At 43.6% G+C, this 18,714-nt stretch carries 13 protein-coding genes; 1 reads left to right on the top strand and 12 read right to left on the bottom strand.

Features of this window, described 5'->3' with window-relative positions; translation table 11 throughout:
- Position 1: 1 nt before the first annotated feature.
- The 12 genes from HED67_RS04960 to HED67_RS04910 all read right to left on the bottom strand — a co-directional run bounded on the left by HED67_RS04960 (position 2) and on the right by HED67_RS04910 (position 18,181).
- Positions 2–1,981 carry an FMN-binding protein gene (locus HED67_RS04960; RefSeq protein WP_221717699.1) on the bottom strand — a complete coding sequence of 660 codons (1,980 nt, stop codon included), beginning with the start codon at positions 1,979–1,981 and terminating at the stop codon, positions 2–4.
- A gap of 2 nt (positions 1,982–1,983) precedes the next feature.
- Entirely contained in the window at positions 1,984–3,093 is a 1,110-nt protein-coding gene (locus HED67_RS04955; protein WP_221717698.1) for an FAD:protein FMN transferase, read from the bottom strand.
- 518 nt (positions 3,094–3,611) lie between these two features.
- Positions 3,612–4,616, bottom strand: a complete 1,005-nt coding sequence (locus HED67_RS04950) for an electron transfer flavoprotein subunit alpha/FixB family protein (protein WP_215631714.1) — start codon at positions 4,614–4,616, stop codon at positions 3,612–3,614.
- Positions 4,617–4,629: 13 nt separating this feature from the next.
- Positions 4,630–5,433, bottom strand: a complete 804-nt coding sequence (locus tag HED67_RS04945; RefSeq protein WP_178441353.1) for an electron transfer flavoprotein subunit beta/FixA family protein — start codon at positions 5,431–5,433, stop codon at positions 4,630–4,632.
- A 471-nt stretch (positions 5,434–5,904) separates the two neighbouring features.
- Positions 5,905–8,610: a tetratricopeptide repeat protein gene (locus HED67_RS04940; RefSeq protein WP_221717697.1), complete on the bottom strand. Its 2,706-nt coding sequence runs from the start codon at positions 8,608–8,610 to the stop codon at positions 5,905–5,907.
- An 82-nt stretch (positions 8,611–8,692) separates the two neighbouring features.
- Complete coding sequence (locus tag HED67_RS04935; protein ID WP_221717696.1) at positions 8,693–13,156, bottom strand: hypothetical protein; 4,464 nt, start codon at positions 13,154–13,156, stop codon at positions 8,693–8,695.
- Positions 13,143–13,886: a DUF6063 family protein gene (locus HED67_RS04930; protein WP_178441356.1), complete on the bottom strand. Its 744-nt coding sequence runs from the start codon at positions 13,884–13,886 to the stop codon at positions 13,143–13,145. Before HED67_RS04930 ends, HED67_RS04935 begins: the two co-directional genes overlap by 14 nt.
- Positions 13,886–15,397, bottom strand: a complete 1,512-nt coding sequence (locus HED67_RS04925) for a hypothetical protein (protein WP_178441357.1) — start codon at positions 15,395–15,397, stop codon at positions 13,886–13,888. Before HED67_RS04925 ends, HED67_RS04930 begins: the two co-directional genes overlap by 1 nt.
- Before the next feature lie 31 nt (positions 15,398–15,428).
- Positions 15,429–16,070: a YdcF family protein gene (locus tag HED67_RS04920; RefSeq protein ID WP_221717695.1), complete on the bottom strand. Its 642-nt coding sequence runs from the start codon at positions 16,068–16,070 to the stop codon at positions 15,429–15,431.
- Between the two features lie 32 nt (positions 16,071–16,102).
- Positions 16,103–16,861 carry a hypothetical protein gene (locus tag HED67_RS04915; RefSeq protein ID WP_215631707.1) on the bottom strand — a complete coding sequence of 253 codons (759 nt, stop codon included), beginning with the start codon at positions 16,859–16,861 and terminating at the stop codon, positions 16,103–16,105.
- Complete coding sequence (locus HED67_RS17205; RefSeq protein ID WP_260702695.1) at positions 16,833–16,961, bottom strand: hypothetical protein; 129 nt, start codon at positions 16,959–16,961, stop codon at positions 16,833–16,835. The genes HED67_RS04915 and HED67_RS17205 overlap by 29 nt, the downstream gene beginning before the upstream one ends.
- 23 nt (positions 16,962–16,984) lie before the next feature.
- A complete protein-coding gene (locus HED67_RS04910) occupies positions 16,985–18,181 on the bottom strand; it encodes a tetratricopeptide repeat protein (RefSeq protein ID WP_221717694.1) in 1,197 nt (398 codons plus the stop codon).
- Positions 18,182–18,343: 162 nt separating this feature from the next.
- Here HED67_RS04910 and HED67_RS04905 point away from each other — a divergent pair, with 162 nt between their 5' ends.
- A complete protein-coding gene (locus tag HED67_RS04905; protein ID WP_178441361.1) occupies positions 18,344–18,610 on the top strand; it encodes a hypothetical protein in 267 nt (88 codons plus the stop codon).
- Positions 18,611–18,714: the final 104 nt, after the last annotated feature.

The following is an 18,714-nucleotide window of genomic DNA, read 5'->3' as shown; positions in this document are numbered from 1 at the left end:
TCTACTTACCTTCCTCTGCCAGTTTTTTTGCTTCTTCCAGTGCTTTCTGGCAGCCTTCTATGATGGCATTGGATGAACAGGTTGCCCTTGCCACTGTATCAATGCCTTCAGGCATACCTTTTTCTGTAATCTGTGTCACAACACCGACATATTTTGACGTTCCCTGCGCAGCCTTTTTGATGTAGCTGTCATTGTCGCTGCTGCCGTTGCCCTTGATATTGGTAATATCTGTAATTCTGTCATTTTGAACAGAAACAGTCATAGACAGATCATAGGCTTCAAAATCCTGCTCTTCATCCGGCTCGCATACAACAGAAACTGTGTAATCACCGTCTGCATAAGTTCTGTCTGCCGGTTCTTCTGCCCCTGTCTCATCAGGCGCTTCCGGACGCTTTGCAGCTTCCAGTGCCTTCCGGCAGCCTTCTATGATGGCATTGGATGAGCAGGTTGCTCTTGTCACTGTATCAATTTCTTCAACAGTTCCTTTTTCTACAATCTGTGTCACAACACCCCGCAGCTTAGATGTACCTTCTGCTGCACGCTTGATGTAAGTTTCATTATCTTTGGAACCATCACCTGACAGGTCTGTGACTGCTGTGATTTTGTCATTTTTGATATGAACTGTCATGGACAAATTATAAGCTTCAAAATCCTCGTCCTCATCCGGTTCGCATACAACGGATACAGTATATTCACCGTCAATATATTCACTGTTTTCATTTGATGTTTCAGATTCCGTCTCTGTTTCTGTCTCAGTTTCAGTTTCTGTTGGTTTCGTTGTTTCCGGCTTCTTGCCATCTGTGGCATTCTTCGCCGCCTTGAAGGCTTCTTTCAAAGCTTCCATGATACCATTGGAACTGTAAGTTGCCCCTGATACAGTATCAATTCCCTTCAGATCCGTTGTCTGTTTTTTCAGGACTTCATTGATAATATTCTTTGCTCTGTTAAAGAAGGCTGCATCGTCTTCACATTTTGTAATCAGAACGGCTTTAATTGTCTTATCCTGAATAACCACAGCCAACTCGATATCACCGGCATAGCCTTCACCGGTTCCATAATATATACCATCCTTATAAGGCACTTTTCCTTCCGGAATAGCTGTATTGCTATTATTATTATCGCTGTTATTATTGTTATCGTCATTACTGTCATCCGTATCACTGTCGGAGCCATTGACAGCCGCCTGTTTTAAAGCGGCACGCACAGCATTGATAATACCTCTTGAACTGTAAGTTGCTCCTGATACCGCATCTACATTGGTGCTCTGAGTGCTGATAATATCTGAAATCAGACCTTCTGCCTGTCCCATAAAGCTGCTGTCATCATTGTGACTGATAACGCTGATATCACTGATCTGGCCATTTGCAATGACAACTTTTACTTTCACTTCACCATTAAATCCGGTACCGCTGCCATAATAAGTACCGTCTTTCCATGTCTGATCAGAATCATCCACCGTATCTATAGTTGGCGAACTCTGATTACTGCTGCTTGATGCGGAGGCTGGTGTACTTGTATCCTGTTCACCAGTCAATGCATTTTTGACCGCACTGATAATACCGTTGGAACTGTAAGTTGCCCCTGATACCACATCTACATCCAGTGTCTGTCCTGCAATAATCTTATCAATAACACCCTTCGCTCTGTTAAAGAATGCTTCATCGTCCTGTGTGCTGAGAATGTTAATAGCAACGATACTTTTATCTTTGATTTCCACAGAAACAGAAACCGTACCTGCAAAGCCTGTACCACTGCCCTTATAAATGCCGTCATCCAGATCAAAGTTTCCTTTCGCCTGTGTTGTCTCTTCTGTTTCCTGTTTTTTCTCCTTTGCCGTGGTCTCAGCCGTCTGAACAGTTTCCGGCTGCTCAATCTCATAAACAGGGGCTGCATATCCCTTTAATGATGTTCCAACGCAGGCTGCAATCAGCACAGTCGAAAGAATCGGCACATAACCGCCAAATTTTTTCCAAAATTTCATTCTCAGTCATCCTTTTCTACTATATTCACATCTCTGCCAGAAGTAAAACTGTCTTTGATTCCCTCTGAAACATAAAGCTGCTCGTCATCTGTCAGCAAAATCATATCAAACTCATCGCTGTATGTTCTCCAATAATCAACGGCTTTATCCTTCCCCATAACAAACAATGAAGTAGATAGGCCATCTGCCAGTGTACCATCTGCGCTGACAATCGTCACTGAAATCAATCCGTTCTCCGCAGGATAACCCGTTGACGGATCGATGATATGATGATAGGTCACACCATCTTTTTCAAAATAACGCTCATAACCACCGGAAGTGATGATTGCTTTGTCTTTTGTTTCCAGAACCCCCAGATATTCATCTTCCGCATCCGGACTCTGAACGGCCACACGCCACAGGCTGCCGTCCGGTTTTGTCCCTAGTACCTGTGCATTGCCGCCAAGATTGACCAGACCGCTTGTCACGCCTTTTTCCTTATAAATATCCATAATTCTGGAGGAGGTATAGCCCTTGGCAATACCTCCGAAATCTATTTGAACACCTTTTTCTTCAAAGTTTACATCCGCAGTCGAAGAATCATATTCAATCAGCGACGGATCTGCCAGCTGAAGCAATGATTTCAATGTTTCATCATCCGGCACCCGATAATTGCCATCCGTAAATCCCCAGGCTTTCATCACCGGGTAAATAGCGACATCAAAAACACCTCCGGTACTTTTATAAAGTTCCAGCGAGCGTTCCATTAAAATCGCACCATCCTCTGAAAAATGGCCGCCATTATTGGCATTGATCCTGGCAACTTCACTGTCTTCATTGCCGGTTGACAAAAGTGCATCCAACCGGTTAATCTCCTCCACAGCTGCCTCCACAGCCGCATCCCCCTGGGGTCCATAGGCTTTTACTGTCATATAGGTATCCATAGCAAAAACATCTCTGACTGCCTCCATATCCTCTGATACAGTTTCTGAAGTCAATTTCGAAGATGTGGAAACGTTTTCAGAATTCACCTCAGAAAAGGAAGTTTCTGTAACCGCAGAATTCTTTCCCGAGCAAGCTGTCAATATAAAAGCAACAGATGATATCATAATAATTCTTATTATTTTTTTCATTCCTGTAATTCCTTCCTAAGGTTAGACTCTGCTAACGTTAAGTATTTTATCGTGTAAAAAAAAAACTGTCAATCAAAAAAGCCTTATAAATAAGGCTTCTTACTGATAAATTCTCTTGATAAAATTTAGTTATCAAATTTTCTCATTTACTTTCAGTTACTTGAAAATAACTATCAATAACAGGAGTGTAAACTGTTTTCATTTATGTATTTTAACCATTTCTTATCCACATACTTCTCCTCCGCTTCAGTGTGTCTTCACTTCTTTTCAGTTAGTGCATGACCATTATCCAACGGACACTGTGTACCCCCTAATCCTATAAACTATGAGAAACACGCTCCGCGAGTTTCTCAAGTTATCGCGGCCTCTACACTCCGTTTCGGTCGTTGCTAAACAAGCGCCACTGGCGCTTAGCAACGCCAAGGTCTCGTGCAAGCACGAACCTTGGCTCGTTGCTCGCGTAAATCAAAAAAGCCCTGTGGCTAAAGCCACAGGGCAAACATATTCAAAATATGAAATTATGCGTTTAATTTCTTGATCTGCTCGATCATGATAGGGATAACTGTGAACAGGTCACCAACGATACCATAATCTGCTACGTCAAAGATAGGAGCTTCTGAATCTTTGTTGATTGCTACGATGCAATCAGATCCGGAAATACCAGCTGCATGCTGGATAGCACCTGAGATACCACAAGCAATGTACAGCTTAGGACCCACAGTCTTACCTGTCTGACCTACCTGATGTGCACGTGGAATCCAGCCTTCATCAACAGCTGCACGGGAAGCACCAACTGTAGCACCCAGTACGTCTGCTAATTCACGGATAACGTTGAAGCCTTCTTCTGAACCTACACCACGACCACCGGATACGATGATTTCAGCTTCTTCAAGGTTAACAGCTGCAGCAACTTCTTCGATTCTTTCGATCAGTTTTGTTCTGATCTGATCAGCTGCTACATGAATGTCTTCACGTGTGATTGTGCCTTCTTTGCCTTCAACAAGTTCAGGTTTCTTGAATACACCTGGACGAACTGTACCAAGCTGTGGTCTGTTGTCCGGGCAAAGGATCATAGCCATCAGGTTACCGCCAAATGCAGGACGTGTCCAAACCATGTTGCCAGCTTCTACATCATAGTCAAGACCTGTACAGTCAGCTGTAAGACCTGTATTCAGATCACAAGCCATCTTAGGACCAAGGTCACGGCCGTTGTTTGTAGCACCGATCAGGATTGCTGATGGTTTATATTTGTCAACAAGTGTCTTCATAGCGATGCTGTATGCATCTGTTGTATAGTTGTAGTATTCGTCGCCTTCAACGAGGATTGCTTCGTCAGCACCGTATTCGATTGCTTTCTTAGCGATATCTTCAACCTTACCACCGATAACAACTGCAACAAGATTAGCACCCATCTTATCTGCAAGTTCACGACCTGGTTTCAGGAGTTCATAGCCAACTGGCTTTACTTCGTTCTCTTCTGTCTCAACAAATACCCAAAGATTCTTATATTCTTCAAAGCTCATGCCCATATCCTCCTTACAGTACTTTGGCCTCAGCAAGAACTTCAACAAGTTTAACTGCTGATGTTTCTACTTCACCTTCGTCAACGATTACACAGTTCTTATTCTTCACTGGTGTAAAGGTCTTTCTAACCTTTGTAGGGGATCCTTTAAGACCGCAGCGAGTCAGGTCGATATCTGGAATATCTTCTGATGTGATAACAGTGATCTCTTTTCTCATAGCTGCCATCTTGCTCTTGATAGATGGATATCTAGGATCAAATTCAGTCTTAACAACTGTTACGATAGCCGGTTTCTGAACAGAAATCATATCATAACCTTTATCGCTTTCTCTCTTAACGATGATATCATCACCTTCAACAGTAACTTCTGCTGCATATGTAACCTGAGCAAGGCCCATATGTGCTGCGATTTCAGGACCAACCTGGCCTGTATCACCATCAATAGCCTGTTTACCAGCAAGAATGAGGTCAAATTTGCCTTCTTTTTCTTCGATAGACTGGATAGCGGAAGCTAAGATGTAGCTTGTAGCCAGTGTATCGGAACCGCCGAACTTTCTGTCGCTGCAAAGGTATGCTTTGTCACCGCCAACTGCGAGACACTCTCTTAATGCATCTTTTGCCTGATCTGGACCCATAGATAATAATGTGATTTCTGTGCCTGGGTTAGCATCTTTGATTCTTGCTGCAACTTCAAGAGCGCATGCATCAAAAGGATTGACAATACTTGGTACACCTGCACGAATCAGTGTATTCGTTACTGGATCGATCTTAATCTCTGCAGTATCAGGTACCTGTTTTACACATACTAAGATTCTCAAAATAAATACCTCCTTATTGTACGTAAAGCTTCTTTCATATGTATTCATACGAGAATATAACTACGCTATGAATCTTCAGAAACGCCACTACATACATCCTACACGGTTTAGAATGTTTTGTCAAGATTTTGACCAACTTTTCAACGTTCCAAAAAGTACGCGAATTATTCCTAAAATTCATTTTTCCAGCAGGATAATCCAAAATATTTTGTACAAAAAACACAGATATTTTTCATTTATAATTCAAAAAAAGTCAAAATTGCACATAGTATACAGATGTTTTGTTTGTATTTTGTTTTTATTTTCTTTAATTTTTCCAAACACTATTTCTTAAAAAAAAACATACACTCCAACGCTTCTTTTCATATATTTCGGTGTTTTTTGTCAAATCCCGAAAGTAATTTAACAAAAAATGAGGATTATATGCTTATCAGGCATGATAATCCTCATTGATTCTATCGCTCTTCTGTTCTAATCCGGGATATTGATGTTCTTGAAGTCCTCCGGCTGAAGCATAAACATCGCTGCTTCTTCGTATTTGTTGTCCAGAACCGTCATAAAAAGATTTTTCATATTGCGTTTTTCAAGGCTGGCAATTGCTTCTTCTATAATTGCCATGATATCTTCATATTCAACAGAATAACCGGACTGCATACGTTCACGGAGCAAAGTCTTGAGCGAAGCTGCCGCCGGTGCTGAAATCTCATATCCCTTTTTCTTGGCATAGCCATCCGCCAGCTGAACCAGCTCATTCTCATTGTACTTGCCGATATGAATAATATTCAGGAACTTGCTGTGAAGTACTGGATACTTTCTGAACAGCGTCTTGATACTCTCTTCTTCACCTTCCAGTACAATAGCCACATCCTGATTTTCCTGCTGAACAAAATCAGCAATAATGCCTGCTGCTTTGTCATCAAGATCACCGGCACCTTCCACAACCAGGCAGCCGCCTTTGAGTTTTTCGAAAATCATAGCGAATTCCCGGCCATTCAGATCCTCTGCTGTAGCCCGGACGAGCTTATTCTTGTCACAGATACCATATGTATTCAGCGCTTTTGCAATACCAATAGCAATCTGGGACTTGACGCTCATATCATAACCAGTAACAACAAAGTTGATATCATAAGGTGCCAGAAGATCCATGTTGTCAAGGGCAGGATCCTCAAACTTTGTAAAGGTTCTGGCCAGCTGATTCTTAATGCTGTCTACTTCTGTAACTGAACCAAAGATATTTAAAACAGTATCCGATGCATGAATGTCATCAGATATCTCATCTTCATCATCATCGTCACTATCATCATCCCTGACTTCCCCCGGCTGAGCTTCATCGATGACTTCGTCATCATCGTCGTCATCACCGTCATCATCAATCAGTTCTGCTTCCCGGCCGCTTCCTGCAAAGCCGAACAAATCATCAAATGTATTCTGTTTCCTGTTTTCCTGATCATCAATGTTCTCATCTTCAATGGTTTCGTCTTCATCTTCACTTCCATCGTCCTCAATAATTTCGTCGCCATCTTCGATTCCATTGTTCTCAATGACTTCGTCTTCATCTTCACTTCCGTCGCCCTCAATGTCTTCGCTGCCATCTTCGATGATCTCATCCTCATCGTCGTCCTCGATGATAACTTCTTCCGTTTTCTTATTGCGCACATAGTCCGCAGACAAATCTTCTCCCATGAGTTTTCCAAAGAAATCCGCATCTTCCTGGCTGAAACCATCTGTCAGAATACCCATATCATCTGATTTCTCTGTTTCCTCATATGCTTCATTCTCAGCTTCTTCATAATCCACATCCACAGTATCTGCCTCTGCTGCTGCATTTCCAGCTGTATCTGTCTCTTCCGTGGATTCAGCCGAAGGTATCTCTTCTTCCGGCACCGCTTCCGGATGCCCTTCAGTATTCATCGTTTCCGACACTTCCAGGCTATGATTCCCTTCTGATTCTGCCTCTGAAACTTCAAAAAGATCATCATCGCCGCGGCCTTCTGCTGCTGTAATAGCTGCCGCTGCCAGCTCGATTTCATCCGGCTTATCTTCTTTCTCTCTTGGAATCTTCAGCGTTGTCCAGTCAAAATGCTTTTCTTTCTCTTTTTTGCCAAACATAAGGGAGCTGAACAGATGGGCAATATGTGATTTTTCTTTTTCCTCTGTGACTTCCTCTTCCTTATCATTCGCATCATTGTCTGAATCATTGTCACTATCTATATCTGCAGTTTCTGCATACTCTGACCCAGACATATCTTCTGCTTTCTCTGGCACGGAAGCATTTCCTGATAATTCATCTGTATCCTGAAGCTGCATATCCGCGACTGTTTCTTCAACAGCTGCCGACGTTGTCTGCTCTGCCCCTGCAGCATTCTCGCTCACAGCCTGCAGGTTTTCTTCGGATCCGGTTTTCTTCGCAGCAGGAGTTGTATCACCATCCAATGCGCGCTGAATCAAGTCAAGGTCTATGCTTCCTTCATAATCAGCACCTGCAAAGCCTTCGATCCCCATCTCTGCTCCAAGGGCTTCTGTCATCTGCTTCTCGTGAGCTGCACGCTCCTCTTCCTCAACACGGTGCTGCTCAACCGTTGAAATCTCCGGCAGAGGCTGCCCTGTCAGTTTGCATTTTAATGCTATGGCCTTATCTACATATTCCCCGTGTCCGAACCAGAGAACAATCTCGTCACATTCATGAATACACTTCTTCGTCTCACCGCTGGCTTCATATAATGTGGCCAGTTCATACGCCCACTCTTCGATATATTCATAGTCCTTTAACTTCTCAAGGGTATCGATCAGTACTGAAAGGCGTTCACCTTTGCCTTTGTCCAATCTGTATCTTAAAATATAACGATGCAGATCTCTGGAAGCCACACCTATAAATTCCTTGTAGTAATATTCCGCTTCAGAATATTCACCTTTATCAATGTATAACGTTGTCAGAAGATCAAGAATTCTTCTTGTATTCGGATTCTTCTCATAGACACGAAGAAGAATCCGTTCTGCTTCATCATAACGTTCCAGTCCCATATAAACTTCGCCAACCAGGCAGAGGATGGATATGTTGCGAATCTTGCTCACATCAATCTCATCCAGCTCTTTCATGGCTTCTTCATAACGCTCCTGCAGCACAAGGGTCTTGATCCGCTTTGTCAGGGCGCCTTCATTTATTTTATTATTCTCCAAATTATTCATCTCCTCACTGCAAAAGCTGACTGCTCCGCTAAAGGCATTTTAACACACAAGTAAAAACTTGACAACCGACGCACTAAACAAAGTCAAAAACTTCCTGCTCATAATTGATCTTCACATACTCCATTTCGTCAATCGTTACATTGGAATGATAATCCACGACAATCGTCTGCTGACGATGATTCATCAGCTTCTGTCCAAGAACATAATTCACATCAAATTTGCCGGTAATGGCCGGTGTCGCACCTCTGGCAGGAACGATCAGCTGAACATCATTTGTTTTCAGCAAAGCAAAAATCGGCTCCCAGATATAAATATCTTTGGCTGCACCAAATGGATTATCAATAAACAGGACCTTTTTGAGCCTCTCACCGGAAGCAGTCCCCGCATGAATGGCAGAAATATAGTGGATCACTGCAATCAGAAACTGAATATAAATACCCTGGGACTGTCCTGTACTGCCCACAGCTTCTTCATATTTGAGGTACCTGCTCTGGCTGGAAATTCGTTCTCTCTTATACAGTGTCAGACGAATCGCATTCATATCCGTGACAATAACAGAGAACAACCTTTTCCAGGCCAGCTGCTGACGAATGAAACGTATCTTTTCTTCCTGAGAGCCCAATGCATCCGACCGTTGAACAATATCATCAATATACACTGACATCTTTTCTTTATAAAAGCTTTCTTTGATATAAGGGATCGTCAGTCCCACCATTTGTATCTGCTCGCCTTCCATAACGATGGTTGACATTTTCGGCAGCTTATCCAGTTCCATACGGATATTTTGGCAAATTTGCAGGCACTGGCTTTCAAAACTTTCTTTGATGCTGACGAGGTCCTCCATATTCTTGCTGACACGTTCCTTTTCTATGCCGATTAATGCGATTGTCTCATCAATTTCCTTCATTACATGGCCTGCCGCCTGTGCACTGTCCGGAAGGCTCAGATGATCCCGCAGCTCCGCAGCCAGCCCTTCCGCCCCAAGCTGCTGCAATTCCGAAACAGCCTTTGCCTTATCCTTTTCAAAGGCATCCCTTTTTGCAAAATACTGTGCCTGCATCTGCTCATAACGATTCAGAAGCTCCTCATACTTACGTTTCAGGCTCACCTGGTCATCCCAGGTTTTTGTCGTCATATTTCCCTCTGTATGACACATTTTCATCAAACGCTCAATGTCATGTCTAAGTCCCTCCAGTGCATACAATTCCTTCGTCAGACGCTCACTTTTACCTGTGGATGTGCGGTACGTTTCAGCTGCCCCGTCATAGAGCTGCCGCATATTTTCAACATATGATTCATAGCTCTGGTCATTTAATGCAACCTCTTTATAAGCACCGTATTTTTCTTCAATTACATTGACTGCCTGTGTGACACTGCCAAAAAGACGGTTCTTATCTGCCTCAATAGATGTCAGTTGCTGTTGCATTGCATCCGCTCGCTGAGTCATCTCCTCCAGCTTATGGCGGATTCCTCCGATCACATCTGCTTCCGTGCAGAAAAGCTGTCCCTCTGTACGCAGCTTTTCCATGCGCTCTATCGGAAGATTTCGGTCTGTTATGCTCTTTACAAGACGCTCCATGGATCTTGCATAGCTTTCCATTAGCTGTTTTTTGTCATCCAGATCCATATGCTCCTTCTCATAAGCATCCCTGATTCCATAAAAAGAAGCCTTCAGTGCATCATCTGTCTGATCTGCAAAATTTGACACATCTTCATCTGATCTCTGACCGTCTTCTGCCTGATTTTCCGTTTCCACGGCATAAATCTTCCAATTCTCATCCCAATCTTTCATGAGTTGTTCTTTTGCACCAACGGTATGATCACATACCTGTCTCTGTCCCTGCATTTCGGACTGAAGCATTGCAAAGTTTTCGGCCTCATCCTGCTTTCTGGCCAGGAGCTGTACATGCCGCTTGTCAATATCCTCTGCCAGAGTTTTAATTTCCGTTAATGCATCATTGACCCGGCGCAGATTTTCCAACACATTATACTGATGCTGAAGCAGCTGTATTTTATTTTCAGTTTTTTCTATCTGCACAGAATTTTCTGATAATTGCCCTGTCAGTTTCTGCATCTGCCCTCTGACTGCCTTCTGTTCTTCCAGAAGTGCCAGTTCTTTTTTCTGATTTTCCCGGAGAAGTTTCTGCTGTTCATCCTTTTTACTATCATAAACCAATAGAAAACTGCTGACAGCTTCCATATCTTTTTCATAGGTTCCCAGCTGATCCTGCATTCTTTTCAATAATTTTTCAAGCTCTTCCACCTGCTCACGGCTCTGTGCGCAGATTTTCCTGCGCATCTTCTCATCCAGATAAAAACTGCTGCCTTTTCCTGCAAAAAGTACTTTATTCCTATCTGCCGGTTCATCCTCAGAAAGCAGCACTTCCAGACTGAGTACAGGAATCGCATGCTCACCAAAATCCTTTTCCTTTAAAAGTACATCCGCCGCTACTTTTGAAAAACCATCCTTCAAAATAACCGCATAAGGCAGAAACGGGATCCTTTCTAAAAGTCCGCACCGTTCTGTTTCTTCTGCTTCCTGAAGATACTGGGCCCCATAAACACAGGTCACACCATGGCAGGTCCGGATATAGTCCATAAAGTTCTGAACATCCTCCGGAACATTCAGCAGACCACCCTCCTCCAGCTGACGGATTTTCTCCCTGAGTGCCTTCTCTTTTCTCTGTCTGTCTTCAATATCACAGATCAGCTTTCTGTAACAGTCAAAAAGTGCTTCCTTCAACTGAACGGCACCTTCTGCACGGTACACCTTCAGAAGTCCTGTCATCCGGTCATACTGTTGCTGCCATGCCTCCATAAACTCACTGCCGTCCCTGATCTGCTCCCGGACACGGATTGCCTCCTGCTCTATCTGTGAGGCACGGATCTGCTGTGCATTTTTCTCCTCTTCTGCTGTTTTCTCCTCTTCTTTCAGCCGTAGCATTTTTTCTTCTGTTTCTTCCAGTTTTCGTTTTTGTTCCCGGATTTCTTTTTCTACTTCCTCAACAACAAGAAGACCTGCCTCTTCTCTCAGTTCTTTGAACTCTTTCAGGTAATCCTTTTCTTTTCGGCTATTCTCCTGAGCCTGATGCTCTAACACCGCCAGCATCCTGTCCGTATCCCGCTCCAATGCCGTCAATTCATCAAGCTGTTCCTGAATCGTCTCCATTCTGCTGTGTCCTGCAGCAATCCGCTCATCTAAAACATGAAGCTGTCTGTGATAACGCTTCTGCCACTCAGAAGTATAGGCATGAAGCTGTGCTAACTGATCTTTCTGTCCATCAGCACTGTGCCTGATGGTACTGTCCACAGCCTGATATTTTTGCTGTTCCTCCAGATATTCCAGATAATCATTCATGCTCTCCCTGAGATTGAGATCATCTCGTCCCACAGCCTGCTGCAGCTGCAGTTTCTCAAGCTCTGTCTGACATCTGTCAGCTTCTTTTTCAAGATAAGCCAGCTGTTCTTTACTTGATTGGATCTTGACGGTTTCCAGCTTGCGGGCATAGTCTTCCATACGGCTCTTTGCCAGCTCCTGTTCTTTCCTGGCTGACGAAAGATCTCTTGTTTTCGCCTTACTTCGAAGCAGCACAGACTGCCATGATCTGGCAATATCCATCCGCAATGCCGTTTCCTCGCCATACATCTGGTCCAGTGTCCGGATCCGTGCGCCGAGGCTTTGCATCACTTCCTGCTGTTTGTCATACTGCCCAATCTCCGCTTTTTTACGAGTCAGTTCTGTCAGCTGATCCTTGATCTGATACAGTGTATCCGCCATCAGTGCCATATTATCGCCATTTTCTGTCTGTTCCGATGTCCGTGCCATAAAAGCTTTCTGAATGATTTCTTCAATCAGCAGATCCTCCACCACTTTTCGTGTTGTTCTATAATGGCTCTCAAAGTATGTACGTACATGACCTTCTGTCTTATTGATGCCGCGGATAATCTCCCATTCACTCTCATAAAGCCCATACTGACTGATAAAGTGCTGGTATTCACCTTTACGTTCAAATAAATGCACCTGCAGCTGGTAATCTTTTCTGGAAAGATTTCTGATATAGTTCTTCAATCCCGGCCAGGTAATTCTCTCTTTTCCGTCGCTGAGGGGCAGATTCACAATATCATTGTCATTGTAATGTCTGTAAAAAATCACATAATTAAAATATTCGATGGCCGCTGCATCCTTTGCCGCATTCTGGCTTTCATCCTCTTTGGCTTTTCTTGCACAGAAGCCCGTCAGCATATAGCGATAATCATCTTTCACCAGATAATCATCCAGCTTCCACTCGATCAGTGAATGAATCACCGTACTGCCATTACTGCCCCGGAATAACTTTTCTACCGGCTGTTTATCATCCAGCGTACAATTCGGAATCAGGTTCTGGAGCAAGAGCAGCAAAAGAACACTTTTGCCTCCGCCATTGGCCAGATCGTACAGTACATTTTTGCAGTCAAAACGCATAATAAAATCGTCATAAAACTGTGTACCGAAATTGTAACGCACATTATTGACACGTACTCTGTTAATATGCGGCATTCTTCTCAACCTCCTCCGTATTCCCCCGGCAGCTCTGTTCGATTACTTCATACAACCGTCCTTTGCAGCTGTCATAATAATTCTCGATCAGTGCCCTCATTCTGTCTGTAATATAATATTTGCCAGCTGATTCTGCAAAAAGGTCCTGACTTATCAGAAAATTAAAAACCAGCTTAATAAAACCTGTTTTGGAACCTCTGGCCGCCTTCAAAGTAGAGATATCATCATTTTCTGCCATCAGCGGAAGTTCATCCCACAATAAAGCCAATGTTCTGAAACTATTCTCCTCTATATCATTCTGAACAATACTCTCAAGTCTTGCCATCACCCCTGAAAGCAGTGATGTCGTGCTCTCGATCACCATGTCTGTCTTCACATAAGCCAACGCTGCCTCACCTGAGGTTGTCTCATAAAACAGTATCATCACATCGTAAATAATCAGATACGCCAAAAACAGTTCCCTGTTCAATCGAAGTCCAATCGCCTTTTTCAGTTCATCATTGGTATAACCAAATACTCTGTTTTCATCCCCGGCAGTGACATACAACGTATTGCGATATTCATAAAGCCGGAGATTGGATTTCTTCAAAACTGCATCCAGAATATCATAAACCTCCGCCTGGCTGCTGTAAGCATCATAAAGATCTCTGTGATTGTCTTTGCCCACCGTCTCGCCTGTAATCAGGCAGGCAAATATCTCCATTGCCTTATCCAGATTTCTGTGATCCATTATTCTTCCGTCCTTTCAAATCGAATATTGCTCATTTCAAACCGTTCCAGAATTGAAATCGTCTCATCAGGAAGGTAATTCAGCCTGAATTTCAACCCTTCATATCCCGGATTCACCTTCAGGAACTCTGACATGGTCTCCTCAAGAAATGTATCAGGATGTTCTTTGATTGTATCCAGATCATACCGCTCCTTCTGACTCAAATGCACAAGGAATGCATAATAATCTCCGTTCTCCAATACCTGGTCCGGAAATTTCATGGCATAAAGATAGTTTAACTGCGCCAGTGTGACTTCTTTTTTTTGCTTTAACTGATCCAAAAGCACCCTTAAAAGATAGCCGAAATTATCTTTCATGCGCTCTTCTGCCACTTCATCCTCATAGACATACATCTGTTCCCTGCCTTTTTCCACCGGCTCACCGGCTGAAGATTCCTCCGGTTTATAAAGGAGCAGATCATCCACTCTGGAGACCGGAAAGGTTTTCCTGATCTTCGGAGCCATCAGCGGCAATACCAGATGGGTAAGAAGTTCCGGATCATCTGCTTTGATCATCCGCTGTCCGACATCTATCAGATCAACCGCCGGCCGGAAACGTGTCCGCTTCGCCTTGGCAAGTGCTTCATCTCCGGCCTTCTGCATCTGCATATATGCATGCATCAATTCCTCATGGCGCTTCATTGCATTTTTCAATGCCGTATCCAGCCGATGGACTTCTTCTGCCGCCTCCCCGGTGATGCGGTCTGCCTCCATTTTCTGCACTGCCCTGGCTGACAATGCCATATTTGATGCAAATAATCTCTGCTCCTCACTGAACCATTTCATCAGACGATCATGATAATTTTCAAGCGCCTTCAAGCCCTCTGTTACATGCCGGTTTAAAAGCGTCTGTATCTCATGGCGCTCCTCCATCAGGCGTCCCACTTCCATATTGATCCGTCCGATGACCTCCAGACCACCTTTAAAATTCTGAGCTTTGATCATTTTCTCAAGCAGCAGCTGGGCTACACTGATATGACTTTCCTCCCGCACTTCCTTCGTATCAAGATAAAAAGCCACCGCATCAGATGAAATTCTGTAGAGTACCTGCTGATCCTTTAATTCACTCTCAATCAGACGTACTCGCAGCATTTTCTGCTGATGGGCGGCCGGGTCATAATAGTTCAGTTCAAATGGTCGTCCCTCGTTGCATAATTTATCAAAAATATACTGATACAATTCATCATTCTCTGCCTCTTCTTCGGTGAAATCAAAATCTCTCACCAAAAGCTTTGCCATGAACTGTCTGTAATCCTCATAATATACCGGCTGATCATGAAAATGATTCGCCTCAATAAAAAAACGCAGGACAGCAAGGACAATATACGACATATCCAGGCGTTCATACGCGCCGTCTCTGTACTGAGACAGTCCGCTGTCCATTAATCTGAAAAATGGATAATAACGCTTCAGATGCATCATTCGTTCCTCATGGGCCTGCACCATATCATTCATCAAAATATAATTGTCCACTTTTTTCTCCTGTCTGTCATTGATGATTTTCTCACAAGTTCTGATGCACATTGCGTTCCGGCACAGGAACACCATTCCTATCCTGATGACCGCACATCCATGCAAATTGTTCACCGCATCGTCTCAGTTCACCCAAAACTGTATCCAGCCCTTTCTGACTTTCCATCCAGCTACAGCGGCTGATTCCCTGTGTAACTGCCGGGCACATCAGAAATTCTACATCTGTATCCTGAAAAACATACTCAAAATACATCCTGCATCTTCTGGCATGAAAAGCCTGACAGCAGATCAGTGCTTTCTTCACTGTCATCTTCTTCTCTTCCAGCAATCTTCTGATATATCTTGCATTCTCAAGGGTAAATTCCGCTTTCCGTTCCTGCAAAACCGCCGTCTCCGGCACTCCCTCCCGTATAAGCACATCCGTCAGGAAATCTGCCTCCGTCATATAAGCTCCTTTGTAGCGATCACCTTCGCAGGCTGCTCCCGCAAACGTCTGCTGCCCTTTGCTGTACCTGCCGGACACAACGATATAAGGTGCCATTCCCTCATGATATAATGCCGCAGCTCTCCTTGCAGGCTGCGGCCATGTATTCCCGGGTACAATGATCAGATCTGCCTTCTCCGGCAGATCTTCAAGGAAAATAAACTCCGTGATATCTCTCAAAAACTTCATGGTCCTAATTCTCTTTATCTTTTGCAGCCTGCTTATTTTCTCTTGAAAGTTGCTGCATATGCCTGCACAGCAACGGCTTTTTCAGAATCCGAACCATATTCTGACTTCGGCACAACCTCTTCAGAAGCAACTGTCCACTGTCCGCCCTTATTCTGAGGCAGCAAAATGACTGTCTTCTCTTCATCATAATTGCAATACCAGGCAACATCTGAAAGCGGCGCTTTCACTTCATAAATCTTTGCAGTTTCAGGGAACCAGCATACAGCATAATTTTTCGCAACTTCTCTGTCCAGACTGAAGGCAAAGCCCTTCTCGATCACTCTGCTGGCATCTTCTTCTCTGCCGAAAGGACGTTCAAAACTGCCTCGGTACACAATCAAATGACCCTCATCATCCAGATATTCCGCCAGTTCTTTTTTCATCCCTTTGATTCTCTGCTTTTTATCTTCTTCCGGTTCCTGTTTGAAAGCCCTGGCAAATGTATTGACAAAACCGCCGTCCACACTGCTGTCCAGATAAATCTGAACAACAAGCGGCAGTGCTACATTTGCCGGGATCAGCCCTTCCCTGAAATAATATTTGAACCATTTAAATGTTTCATCGGAATCTCTGCCGTATGTTCTCGCCAGATAGGCAAAGCTTTCTGCCCACTGAGACAAATCGTTATTCTGCTCTTTTGAAAGCTTCTGAATATCATCCAGCACTTTCTTTGTTCTCGTCTTTATAAAATCTGCCACCAACGCTTCATCCGGTGTCAGTACTTCACTCTTTGGCATTTTTGTGTTCTCCATTGTTCTTCCTCCTGTTCCTAAACTCTTTCTCACATTGATTGATTATCCAGTCAATCGCCCCATCTATGATACTCTCAAAAAGACTGATGATAATGTTCATTGATCTTTTTCCTGCCAGTCAGCTTACTTCATAAATAAATGCTGACTGAGTATCTTCAGCATCTGAGCAGCCTTGGCATTGCCGTTATCCGCAGACTGTTTAAACAGTTCAATGGCTCTGTTCTTGTCTGTCTTCACACCTTCACCATACCAGTAACAGTAACCCAGATTATACTGTGCACTGGCATGACCGCCTGCTGCTGCTTCTTCATAAAGTCGAATTGCCTCTTTGACATCCTTATGTACACCTCTGCCCTTCTGATAGCAGAACGCAAGATTATTCTTGGCCTGGATATTCCCCTGAGCTGATGCCATCTCATACCAGCTGACAGCCTCTTTGATGTTGCGGACAACACCCTGTCCGTATTCGTAGCAGTAACCGATCTCACTCTGTGCCTTGGCATGACCGCCGAATGCCGCCATCTGACACCACTTGGCTGCCTCAATAATACTCTTTCTGACACCGATACCTCTGTCATAGCAGACACTGAGCTGATACTGTGCTTCTGTATGTCCCTGGCTGGCCGCCTGTCTCAGGTACTTGAACGCCTTTACACCGTCTTCTCTTGTGGTGCCTGTTTCAAGGATACGCATACCCTCGGCAAATAAATCATCTCTTGTGGTAAGTAGTTCAGCAGTTTTTTCTGTCTCCTGCTGCTGTAACTGCTTTTTCTGTGTCTCATCAATATTTTCTGTTCTCACCCGGGCTTCTTTTGCCATTGGTTCCTCCGCTGTTGATTTTGCAGCTTCAACCGGTTCTTCCGCAGATTTAACAGCTGCCGCAGCTTCAGCTTTTATTGTTACATTCTCCGGTTTTATTGACAATTCTTCAGCTCCTGCCTCTGCTTCACTCTTAACTTCCACGGATGCAGCTACATCAGCTGTTTTCGCCTTCTGGCTCATCATCTGATACTTATACTTAAACAATGCATGCAGTACATCCAGCTGAACATCCAATTCTGATGCCATCTGTACCCCATCCAGATGAAACAGCATGGTATCCAATTCATGCTTCAATGTATAATTCATGACTTTTCTATAGCTCCTGGATGTATGAGCTGCCGGTGTCCAGAAATGAATAACACACACACTGCCTGCCACTCTCTCCTCACTGCCGCTGCCATGATAAACTTTCACACCCGTCTTCTCAATATCCTCGATAATTCTCTGTACAAGCCGATAATCTTCATATGCATAATTGATATATATATATCTTTCCATTTCGTACTCCTTTGTGAAATGTCGAAATTTCCCGATGATAATCATACCATAAATAACCGTGAAAATCCACCGCATTCCAAAAACTGGCGGCGTGAAATTGCAGTTTTCAATTGACATCTGCACAGGTTACCGCTATGATGTTCATACAGGAGGTACTTATTTATGTTCCGTTTATGGGGAAAGACATTTCTTCACAATCGCATGACCAATGATATCGTAGTCTGCAATGATTCCGAAGAATCCCGAACATCTAAAATATTTCAGGCCGTTACAGAAATCTGCCAGACTTTTGACCTTTCCGAACCCATCTGGCTCGATATAAATATCCGTGACTTCAAACGTCACAGCAAAACAAGATTTACACAGGATAATTTCATTGACAGTATCGACTTTGATTATCTGGAGATACAGGTAATTGAAGAGGATTAAAATCAACTATCATCCATGAATCATAAAAATGGGATCCGCAAAGAGCTTTTCTGTATCGAATGGCTCTTTGCGAATCCCATTTTTATTAAAATTCCATATGTCTG

The organism is Pseudocoprococcus catus, assembly GCF_019734885.1.
GTDB lineage: Bacteria > Bacillota > Clostridia > Lachnospirales > Lachnospiraceae > Coprococcus_A > Coprococcus_A catus.
This window is presented reverse-complemented; position numbering and strand designations above follow the sequence as displayed.

Coding starts and splice junctions, on each gene's coding strand:
- HED67_RS04960 (WP_221717699.1), bottom strand. CDS start 1,981: ATGAAATTTTGGAAAAAATTTGGCGGTTATGTGCCGATTCTTTCGACT.
- HED67_RS04955 (WP_221717698.1), bottom strand. CDS start 3,093: ATGAAAAAAATAATAAGAATTATTATGATATCATCTGTTGCTTTTATA.
- HED67_RS04950 (WP_215631714.1), bottom strand. CDS start 4,616: ATGAGCTTTGAAGAATATAAGAATCTTTGGGTATTTGTTGAGACAGAA.
- HED67_RS04935 (WP_221717696.1), bottom strand. CDS start 13,156: ATGCCGCATATTAACAGAGTACGTGTCAATAATGTGCGTTACAATTTC.
- HED67_RS04930 (WP_178441356.1), bottom strand. CDS start 13,886: ATGGATCACAGAAATCTGGATAAGGCAATGGAGATATTTGCCTGCCTG.
- HED67_RS04920 (WP_221717695.1), bottom strand. CDS start 16,070: ATGAAGTTTTTGAGAGATATCACGGAGTTTATTTTCCTTGAAGATCTG.
- HED67_RS04915 (WP_215631707.1), bottom strand. CDS start 16,861: ATGGAGAACACAAAAATGCCAAAGAGTGAAGTACTGACACCGGATGAA.
- HED67_RS17205 (WP_260702695.1), bottom strand. CDS start 16,961: ATGAACATTATCATCAGTCTTTTTGAGAGTATCATAGATGGGGCGATT.
- HED67_RS04910 (WP_221717694.1), bottom strand. CDS start 18,181: ATGGAAAGATATATATATATCAATTATGCATATGAAGATTATCGGCTT.
- HED67_RS04905 (WP_178441361.1), top strand. CDS start 18,344: ATGTTCCGTTTATGGGGAAAGACATTTCTTCACAATCGCATGACCAAT.